Below are 9964 nucleotides of genomic sequence, written 5' to 3' on the forward strand. Positions count from 1 at the left end.
CTTAATGCAATCTTAGATATGGAAAACAATGCTCCTAGTCAAGACCTTGAAAATGAAGAAATCACAAAGGAAAAAGACTTAGATAATGACGGAGTGCCTGATAGAATTGATATCAACGATAATGATAATAGTATACAAAAAGTTGCAGATTTAGATATAAGGTATAAAAAGATTAATGAGAATAATAAGACTAAAGAAAAAAATGATAAAAATGGAGAAAAAGAGAAGAGATATGAAGAAATAGTTTTGTAAATAAATCTAAAAAACTATATACTCTAAGCTATATACTGACAAACAAAAATAGTATCTTGTAAAAAATAAACAATTTAAAATTATAATATTACAAATAAAACTTGATTTTACAACACATTAGTTGTAAAATTGCATTAAAGAGAGGTGAAGAGATTTTGGACAATAGATTCAGCATAGAATATACTTCCAAAATGGAAAAAGCCCTTAGGCAAATATCAAAAGAAGATAAAAGATTATTTGCTGAAATAGTAAAAAAAATCGAGTTTTTTCAAAAAGGAGAGCATGAAAAGCTTAACCTTGCTCCAATCAAAAGAAAACAGGCTAAATACAAAATTAGTGAAATAAAAATAAAAAGTCCAGAATCTTATAGAATCTTTTATGTTTGTATAGATGAAAAAAATAAAAGAGTAGTTTTTCTTGATGGGCAGAGAAAAAAAGTTCAAGCATTTAAGGACGATTATTTTAAAGTTCTTGATAAAGCTTTAGACAATTACCTTGATGAAATTGAGGGGGATAAAAATGAATGATTTAAATAAATTAATTAATGATATTATAAGTGAAGACCAAGAAATTAAAGAAGAAATTGAGCTGTTAGACTTAAAATATAAGCTTATTGATGAACTAATTAACTTTAGGAAAGCATATAAATTAAGCCAATCAGAATTTGCTGATATGATTAAAGTTAAGCAACAGATGATATCAAGGTTTGAAAAAGGAGAAGTAGATCCAAGACTAAGCTTTATATCAAAGATACTATATGGAATGAAAAAAGAAATAGTTATAAGAGATGAGGATTATATAAGCGTAAAAAATATTACACCTATAAATAGAAAAAAGCCAAACCATCAACCACAAGAATATAAATTGGTAATTTAAGCGGAGGGAATATGAAGGAAAATAAATCTATTTATCTTGATTTTAAAGGATATGAAGTAATTAAGCTAAATATGAATAAAATTTCTAAACCAGAAAAAGAACATGACAACAATATAGGTTTTACATTTAGAATAATTCCTAATAATAAAAAAGATTTTACTAAGACTAATATTATTCAAGGCGTTAAAATTAATGCAACAGAAGAATTTCCATATGAGATAGAGGTTGTCTTAAAAGGCAATTTTGAATTAGGAAATTGTGAAACAGATGAAGAAAAAATGAAATTCATAATTACTAATGCTAGCGCCATATTATTTCCTTATATAAGGGCCAGTGTTTCACTTATTTCATCTCAGCTTGAATATGAAAAAATACTGTTGCCAGTAATTAACTTTTCGAAAATATTTGAAAAAACAGATTTAGAATCTTTATTAATGGAGCATACTCAGTTTGAAGATTTTTAAACTAAGGAGAGTATAGTGATATACAAAACATATAAAATAACATATGAAAACCTATCTAAAATAATGGACTTATCAATATTTAAGACTCACTTAAATATTGGTAAGTCTTTTTCTTTTCTAATAAACTGTAACATTTATTTAGCAGAAATTGATTCTATAATTTTATGTGATGAAAAGAGCACTAAGGTATTTATATCAGGAGAATGTGAGAATATAGTAGATGTCCATGATTATAATGACCATCATATCGGAGAAGTATATTTACCAAGCATTAAAAAATTAGAAAGCTCTGGAAAAATATTTGAAACTAATTTTGACTATATAAAAATCAACAGCTTACTGAAAATATATATTGAAAATGTATTTAAAAAAATGGTAGTTGTAAATGAAGCAGTTATAAAAAGAGAAATATTAATAAATAGGATACAAGAGGTTATACTAGCTCATCAGTATGATAATAAGCTATTAGAAATAGAAGGATACAATAGTTTAAATGATTTTTTTAGAGATATAACAGCTGATATAAAAAATTATTCAAGAGTTCCAGATGAAAGAAATAGTGTAAATAGCCAAGAAAAAAGAAGTGATAAAAAAGCAGATTTAAAACAGGATTCTATTACTAAGGCACCATTAAATCATGAAGAAACTAGATCAGGTAATAAAGCTAGAAGTACACTCAAAAGACTAGAATATCTTAAGAAGAATTTGAAAGAAATAAATAATAAGTAGATTAAAAACCAATATTACAAAACTTGACACTAAAACATTATGATGTTAACTTAAATATAACATTATAATGTTTTAGTGTTTTAATTTTTAAAATTTCAAACACTATTTTATAAATAATGTTATACATTCTTAACATCATAAATTTATAGTGTTATAATGATAAGGAGGAAAATCATGATATTATCAGTAGCAAATCAAAAGGGCGGGGTAGCTAAAACTACTTCTACACTTGCAATTGCTTCAAACTTAAAAAAGAAAGGCTACAAAGCTCTAGTAATTGACATGGACCCCCAGGGAAACTTATCTGAAAGTGTTAATGCTAATCAAATTGAAGTACCTACAATATATGAACTTCTAAAACAAGAATTGACAGTAGATGAAGCTATACAGAAATTAGACTTCTTTGACATAATACCATCTAATATTATGCTAGCTGGAGCAGAGCAAGAAATGTCCTTTACAGGAAAGGAATATAGACTAAAAGAATCATTAGAAAATATTAACGCTTTATATGACTATATAATAATTGATACTCCTCCAAGTTTAGGAATCCTAACAATAAATGCATTTACAGCTTCAGATGAAATCCTTATTCCTACAACTCCAGGAATATTTGCTGTTAATGGAATAGAGCAGCTTAACAACACTATAAATAATGTAAAAAAATATTGTAATAAAGACCTTAAGATAAATGGAATCCTAATTACTAGATTTAATCCAAGGGTTAATATAAATAAATCCATTAAAACCCTAACTGAGCACTTAGCTAATCATATAGGAGCCAAAGTATACAATACCTATATTAGAAACTCAGTGATAATAGAAGAGAGCCAAGCAAACAAAATAAACTTATTTGATAACTACAAAAGTGCAACTGTAACAGAAGACTATAATAGTTTTGTAAAAGAATTTTTAAATAACAATTTTTAAAAAAAGAAGGAAAAATGAAGAAAATATTAAAAAGTAGGGAGTGATATATTTGGCTAAACCAAAATTTGATCCAGATAGTGCATTTAAAAAAATAGTTTCTAAAAATCAAGAATCAGAGACGATAGAGGAAGCAAAGGACTCAAGACCATCTAAAAAGAAAAAAGCTACTGAAGGCACAAAACAAATGTCATATTACTTAACTCCAGAAATCATAAAAAAACTTTCTATTGCATCAGCATACTCTGGAAAAACCCTATCAAACTTAGTTCAAGAATCTCTAGAGAACTATTTAGATAAAGTAATAGAAGAAAACAAATAACTCATAGAAAGTTAATATAAAGCTAATAAAACAACCAATTAAGTCAAGAGAATTAAGCAAATGCTTAACCTTGGCTTTTTTATTTGCAAAAACTTAATAACAAAGGAGAAAGCTATGGCAAATAGATATAGAGATAAGAACATTTTTATAAGAGTTACTGAAATAGAAAAAGAAATAATAAAAAGAAAGAGCATTGCTGCTGGTTACAAAACCATTAATTCATATGCCCATAATATGCTATTAAATGGAATTATAATAAAAGTTGATTTAAGAGAAATACTAAAACTTAATACTGAAATAAATAAAATAGGTACTAATATCAACCAAATTGCATATAAAGCTAATTCTAGTAATAGAGTAACTTTAGATGACATTATAAAAGTAAAGATTTTACTTAAAGAAGTTCAAAATGTTCAAATCGAAATGATAAAAAAGTTAACTGATAAATAAAATAGAGGTATACTATGGCTTATGTAAAAATAAAACCTATCCATTCAAATATAGATAAAGCTCTAGAATATATTACTAATCCAGATAAAACATCTAACTCAACATTAGTCTCTTCATATGGTTGCTCTATTTCTCCTAAAGTTGCCAAATTAGAATTTGAAATAGTTAATAAAAAAGCTATAAAAAAAAGAAAAGACTCTGTAATAGCAAGGCATCTTATCCAATCCTTTTCGCCAGAAGACAACATAACACCAGAACTTGCAAATAAAATAGGTCAAGAACTGGCTACTGAAGTTTTAAAAAATGAATATCAGTATGTTGTAGCCACACATACTGATAAAGGACATATCCATAACCATATAATATTTAATACAACAAGTATCACTGAAAATAAAAAATATAGATCAAACAAATATACCTATAAAAACATTCAAAAAATAAGTGACCAACTGTGTATAGAAAATAACCTTAATGTCATTCCAAAATCTATTGAAGAGAGAAAAGGGAAATCATATAAAGAATATATGGAGACAAAGAAAGGTAGTTCGTGGAAAGAAATTATGAAAAATGATATTGATAAAACTATTAATAAATGCAGTACTTTTTCTGAGTTTATTGATGAGATGAAAAAACAAAACTATGTAATAAAGCAAGGGAAATACATTTCCTTTAAGCATCCTAATCAAGAAAGATTTACTAGAGGAAAAACTCTAGGAGAAAAATATTCTGAAGAAAGTATTAGATATAGAATTTCTAATCCAAATAAAATAGAACTAAATAAAATTATAGAGATGAATGATAAAAACAAATCTAAAGGCCCAGGATTCAAAAAATATGCGGCTAAGAAAAATATTGAAGAACTATCAAAAATGACAAAAATTATGTCAGAAAATAATATAAACTCAATTTCAGATTTTAATAATCTATATACGGAAACTCTTCTAAAATTAAATCAATCCAATGAGACTATAGATGCAATAAATAAGGAAATAGAGGATATTTCATCTGATATAAATCTAATATTGGCCTGGAAAAAGACAAAAGATATTTCCGATGAATACTTTAAACTTAAAGGGAATGAAAAGGATAAATTTAAAGTAGAAAATCAAGATGCTTTAAATAACCATATATTATCTCAAAAAAAGCTTAAAGCAAAATATTCAAAAACAAAAATCCCAAAGTTATCTACTCTGAAATATGAATTATCACAACTAGAAAATACTCTTAAAGAAGAAACTATGAGAAATTATTCATTAAAACAAGACTATATTACTTTTTCAAAACTCAAAGATAATATTAGATATATATTAGGCTTAGAATCAGAGATTGAAAATAAGGAATTAATAGATAGAAGGAAGAATATAAATGTTGATATTTAAAATAAATTAGACTAATCTTAAAGTATTAAGATAAAAATCTTCAACGTAAAAGGTGATTATATGAATAAAAAAGAGAAAAAACAATTATTACTAAATCTACAAGTTCCAAATACTGAATACAAGGATGAAGTTTTTTATAAAGTTTTGCAAGAAATGGATGATTTGAAAAAAGATTATAATAAATACTTTATAGGTATGGATGTAGACAAAGCTTTAGAACTTACTGCAACTGCAAATTATGAGTTATGCTGTGCTTTACTTACATTAACCTTAAGAGAAGATTATTGGAATGAAGGTTCATTCGATGAAAGATATAAAGCAGGACAAATTATGGATATTGTTAATAGAATGATTGAATTACTTGAATAAGTATTTTAAAAAAGAATAATAACATTAAAATTGAAGCTGAAAAAAAGTATATAAATTGAAATGTAATTATAGTAAAAAAGTAATGAAGTTTAAGGGGAATTAGAGGGATATGAATAATTGTTAAGAAAATTAGATTTCCACTGGAAATGGAGCAAGCTGTAAAAGTAAGAACGATATTTAAATAAAAATTTATTATTCATACTTATAACAATAAATTGTATAATAATTAATAAATAGTAGGTATATTCTTAATATTTTAAAAAATATTTCAAAGGTTAGAGGTTAGTAAATGACTTATTAATTTAATAACTAGGTTAGAGAAAACTAGGGGGAGAGATATGCAAATTCTCGATAATGTGAATAAAACCGTCAAAGATGATTTAGCTGTAACAATATCAAAGGGAGATAAAGTTTCTATAGCTGCAGCTTGCTTTTCAATGTATGCCTATGAAGCACTGAAAAAACAATTAGATAGCATTGATGAATTACGTTTTATTTTTAATTCACCAGCTTTTTTACAGGAAAAGGCACCTAGGGAAAAAAGAGAATTTTACATTCCAGAGCTTAAAAGAGAGCAATCTTTATATGGGACTGAATTTGAAGTAAAGCTAAGAAATGAACTCAACCAAAAAGCAGTAGCCCGTGAGTGCGCTCAGTGGATCAAGGAAAAGGTCCGATTTAAAACAAATATAACTGGAGGAGGTATGGGGAGTTTTTTAGGAGTTGTTAAACCTGATGAAACCATCGCCTACACGCCACTAAACGGGTTCACAACTTCTGATCTTGGCTGTGAAAAAGGAAATACAATGATGAATTTTGTGAATAGAGTAGAGACTCCATTTGCAACTCAATATATAACAATGTTTAATCAAATTTGGAATGATGATAAACTTTTAGAGGATGTAACAGAACAAGTTATTGATGGAATTACAGCAGCATATAACGAGAATTCTCCTGAGTTTATCTATTATGTAGCTATTTACAACATTTTCAACGAATTTTTATCAGATTTGAGTGAAGATGTCTTACCCAATGAAGCTACTGGATTTAAGGAATCTAAAATATGGAACAAACTATATGACTTTCAAAAAGATGCAGCCCTTGCAATCATTAACAAATTAGAAAATTATAATGGATGTATACTGGCAGATAGCGTAGGGTTAGGGAAGACTTTTACAGCTATTTCTGTTATCAAATACTATGAACTTCGTAACCGTAATGTGCTGGTACTTTGCCCTAAAAAGCTTGGAGATAACTGGCTCACATATAAAGAAAACTACCTAAATAATCCAATTGCGTCAGATAGGCTCAGGTATGATGTACTCTATCATACAGATTTATCTAGGGAACGTGGATTTTCAGGAAGCATAGATTTATCCAAACTAAACTGGAGCAATTATGATCTTGTGGTCATTGATGAAAGTCATAACTTTCGTAATGGTGGAAATTACTCAAAAAGTGGAGATGCTAAGCGAGAAAATCGCTATTTAAGACTATTAAATAAGGTTATTCGTCAAGGGGTAAAGACTAAAGTCCTTATGCTTTCTGCAACTCCAGTTAATAACGGGTTTTCTGATTTAAAGCATCAACTTGAATTAGCATACGAAGGCAATTCTGAAATCATTAATGAAAAGCTAGATATTACTAAGTCTATAGATAGTATCTTTCGTAGTGCTCAAAGGGCTTTTAATAACTGGAGCAAACTAGAGCCTGAAGAACGTACAACAGAGGGCCTTCTTAAATCCTTGGATTTTGACTTCTTTACAATGTTAGATAGCGTTACCATAGCACGCTCCCGTAAACATATAGAAAAATATTATGATACAGCAGCAATAGGTAAATTTCCAGAAAGGTTAAAGCCCCTTGCTCTAAGGCCTAAATTAACGGATCTTCCAAACGCCATTGACTATGATGAGATATATGAACAGTTAATGAGGCTGAACCTAGCAGTTTATGTACCAACAGATTTTTTACTTGAAAGTAAAAGAACAAAATATGTTGATCCAAGTATAAATATAGATCGTGCTGGTCGTGAGAGTGGAATTCGCCGCTTAATGTGTATCAATTTGCTAAAAAGACTTGAAAGTTCAGTATTTTCTTTTAGAATCACCTTAGACCGTGTTAGAGCACTCATAAATGGAACCATAGATGAGATAGACCATTACAAAAATGGTAGTCAAAAAATTATAAACACCCAAGAAATCACAGAAACAGATTTTGATGGAGATGATCAAAACACGGACTTCTTTATAAATGGCAGTAAAAAAATAGATATAGACCTTGCAGACATGGATTATATTTCATGGCGTGAAAGATTAGAAGAAGATTCAGAAACTTTAGAATTGCTATCCTCTATGATTCATGATATAACTCCTCAACATGACCTAAAACTCCAAACCCTGTTAAATATAATTGCTGAGAAAGTTCAAAATCCTTTTAATGGAGACAATAAAAAAGTTCTAATCTTTTCAGCATTTTCTGATACAGCAGATTATTTGTATGAACAGGTAGCCCCATCTATAAAAGAGAGATTCGGGCTTAACACTGCGATTATTACTGGTAGTACACCAGGTAAAACAACTGCAAAGCTTAAAAAAATGGATATGAATATGATACTTACTCTATTTTCTCCAATTTCAAAGGATAAAGACCTTCTTATGCCCGATAACAAAGAGGAGATTGATATACTCATAGCCACAGACTGTATTTCAGAAGGTCAAAACCTCCAAGACTGTGATTACTGCGTAAACTATGATATACACTGGAATCCAGTCCGTATCATCCAGCGTTTTGGACGTGTTGACCGTATTGGAAGCCGTAATGATACCATTCAGCTCGTAAACTTCTGGCCCAACATTGATTTGGATAAGTATTTGGAATTAAAGGGGAGAGTAGAGACCCGTATGAAAGCTTCTGTCATGACCTCCACAGGAGATGATAACCCAATAGACCCAGAGGAACAAGGGGATTTAGAATATAGAAAAGTACAGCTTGAACGCCTGCAAAATGAAGTTGTAGATATTGAAGATATGCAAAGTGGTGTATCTATAATGGATTTAGGTCTAAATGAGTTTAGACTGGATCTTCTAGATTATGTGAAGAAAAATGATAATATAGATAAAGTACCTTATGGCCTCCATGCAGTGGTAGATGGCAACAGTGATGCACCTAAAGGAACCATATTTATACTAAAAAATAGAAATGCCAACATAGATCAGCAAAATAAAAACCAGCTTCATCCATTTTATATGGTGTATGTCCGTGACGGCTCAGTGGTTTACATTGACCATCTTCAGCCTAAAAAGCTTTTAGATGTTTTTAGAAAGCTTTGCAAAGGCAAATCAGAGCCAATCTTTGAGCTGTGTAAAGAATTTAATCTCGAAACCAAAGATGGTAGAAATATGAAGCACTACTCAGACCTATTATGCTTTGCGGTGAAATCCATTATTGATTTAAACGAGGATGACTCCATTGACAGCTTCCTTTCAGGAAACCAAATATCACTGGCGGCAAATACCATTGATGGATTAGATGATTTTGAATTGGTTTGTTTTGTGAATGTGAGGGGAGAAGCTTAGTGTTTGGATTACCTAAATCAACAGAAATCAATAAACAGCTTCCTAAAAAAGCAATATTCGAGAAGTTTAAACCTAACCCTGCAGATAAGAAACTGTTTGATGAGCAAATCAATCGCATCTCAATTGTTGCAGAGGTTTCTCCTCAGACAGTGAATACATCCCCAGGGGATGAAGTGAAAGCAATTTATGTACTTTTAATTACTATGAAGACCAAGGCCTGTGATAAAAAGAACGTTGCCCTTTTATCAAAATTAATCGATCAAAAGATGTTATTTGCCCTAAAGTATGAAGATGAAATCCAGTTTGCCGCATACCGAACGGGTAGGGTACTCATTTCAGAGAGTAAGCCTTTTGATAGTTGGGAACTTAAACTTAACGGATTAGATCTTGATAGTATCTGGGATAATCTGATTGCTACTATAATGGGTATTAGTCTTACAAAAGGTAAGGTGCTTGATGAAACCATTATTGAAAATGAAGAGCGAGAAAAGCTTATGAAGCAAATTGCTGTACTAGAAAAGAATGGATAGGTTAAACTAATTTAGACAGAAAATACTCGGACATGATAAAATAAATTAAATTAATTTGGAGGTTTATCATGTCTAATACAAATAAAAG

At 29.4% G+C, this 9964-nt stretch carries 12 protein-coding genes; all 12 read left to right on the forward strand.

Features of this window, described 5'->3' with window-relative positions; genetic code table 11:
- On the forward strand, positions 1-252 hold a 252-nt coding region (locus tag J2Z35_RS14075), incomplete at its 5' end, for a hypothetical protein (RefSeq protein ID WP_209662039.1).
- Between the two features lie 155 nt (positions 253-407).
- The gene (locus J2Z35_RS14080) at positions 408-779 is read left to right on the forward strand and encodes a hypothetical protein (RefSeq protein ID WP_209662040.1); all 372 of its coding nucleotides are present in this window, start codon (positions 408-410) and stop codon (positions 777-779) included.
- The gene (locus J2Z35_RS14085; protein WP_209662041.1) at positions 772-1128 is read left to right on the forward strand and encodes a helix-turn-helix domain-containing protein; all 357 of its coding nucleotides are present in this window, start codon (positions 772-774) and stop codon (positions 1126-1128) included. Before J2Z35_RS14080 ends, J2Z35_RS14085 begins: the two co-directional genes overlap by 8 nt.
- 11 nt (positions 1129-1139) lie before the next feature.
- Positions 1140-1592 carry a protein-export chaperone SecB gene (locus J2Z35_RS14090; protein WP_209662042.1) on the forward strand — a complete coding sequence of 151 codons (453 nt, stop codon included), beginning with the start codon at positions 1140-1142 and terminating at the stop codon, positions 1590-1592.
- A gap of 15 nt (positions 1593-1607) precedes the next feature.
- On the forward strand, positions 1608-2321 hold the full coding sequence (locus tag J2Z35_RS14095) for a hypothetical protein (protein ID WP_209662043.1): 714 nt from the start codon (positions 1608-1610) through the stop codon (positions 2319-2321).
- 174 nt (positions 2322-2495) lie between these two features.
- On the forward strand, positions 2496-3251 hold the full coding sequence (locus J2Z35_RS14100; RefSeq protein WP_245330928.1) for a ParA family protein: 756 nt from the start codon (positions 2496-2498) through the stop codon (positions 3249-3251).
- Between the two features lie 49 nt (positions 3252-3300).
- Complete coding sequence (locus J2Z35_RS14105; RefSeq protein WP_209662045.1) at positions 3301-3570, forward strand: hypothetical protein; 270 nt, start codon at positions 3301-3303, stop codon at positions 3568-3570.
- A gap of 114 nt (positions 3571-3684) precedes the next feature.
- Positions 3685-4020: a plasmid mobilization protein gene (locus tag J2Z35_RS14110; protein WP_209662046.1), complete on the forward strand. Its 336-nt coding sequence runs from the start codon at positions 3685-3687 to the stop codon at positions 4018-4020.
- Between the two features lie 14 nt (positions 4021-4034).
- Entirely contained in the window at positions 4035-5399 is a 1365-nt protein-coding gene (locus J2Z35_RS14115) for a relaxase/mobilization nuclease domain-containing protein (protein ID WP_209662047.1), read from the forward strand.
- A gap of 60 nt (positions 5400-5459) precedes the next feature.
- The gene (locus J2Z35_RS14120; protein ID WP_209662048.1) at positions 5460-5768 is read left to right on the forward strand and encodes a hypothetical protein; all 309 of its coding nucleotides are present in this window, start codon (positions 5460-5462) and stop codon (positions 5766-5768) included.
- A 338-nt stretch (positions 5769-6106) separates the two neighbouring features.
- Complete coding sequence (locus J2Z35_RS14125) at positions 6107-9346, forward strand: helicase-related protein (protein ID WP_209662049.1); 3240 nt, start codon at positions 6107-6109, stop codon at positions 9344-9346.
- Positions 9346-9876, forward strand: coding sequence for a DUF4391 domain-containing protein (locus J2Z35_RS14130; RefSeq protein WP_209662050.1), 531 nt, complete (start codon positions 9346-9348; stop codon positions 9874-9876). Before J2Z35_RS14125 ends, J2Z35_RS14130 begins: the two co-directional genes overlap by 1 nt.
- Positions 9877-9964 lie beyond the last annotated feature (88 nt).

The organism is Acetoanaerobium pronyense, assembly GCF_017874355.1.
GTDB classification, from domain to species: Bacteria; Bacillota; Clostridia; order Peptostreptococcales; family Filifactoraceae; genus Acetoanaerobium; species Acetoanaerobium pronyense.

Coding starts and splice junctions, on each gene's coding strand:
- J2Z35_RS14110 (WP_209662046.1), top strand. CDS start 3,685: ATGGCAAATAGATATAGAGATAAGAACATTTTTATAAGAGTTACTGAA.
- J2Z35_RS14090 (WP_209662042.1), top strand. CDS start 1,140: ATGAAGGAAAATAAATCTATTTATCTTGATTTTAAAGGATATGAAGTA.
- J2Z35_RS14115 (WP_209662047.1), top strand. CDS start 4,035: ATGGCTTATGTAAAAATAAAACCTATCCATTCAAATATAGATAAAGCT.
- J2Z35_RS14100 (WP_245330928.1), top strand. CDS start 2,496: ATGATATTATCAGTAGCAAATCAAAAGGGCGGGGTAGCTAAAACTACT.
- J2Z35_RS14125 (WP_209662049.1), top strand. CDS start 6,107: ATGCAAATTCTCGATAATGTGAATAAAACCGTCAAAGATGATTTAGCT.
- J2Z35_RS14120 (WP_209662048.1), top strand. CDS start 5,460: ATGAATAAAAAAGAGAAAAAACAATTATTACTAAATCTACAAGTTCCA.
- J2Z35_RS14085 (WP_209662041.1), top strand. CDS start 772: ATGAATGATTTAAATAAATTAATTAATGATATTATAAGTGAAGACCAA.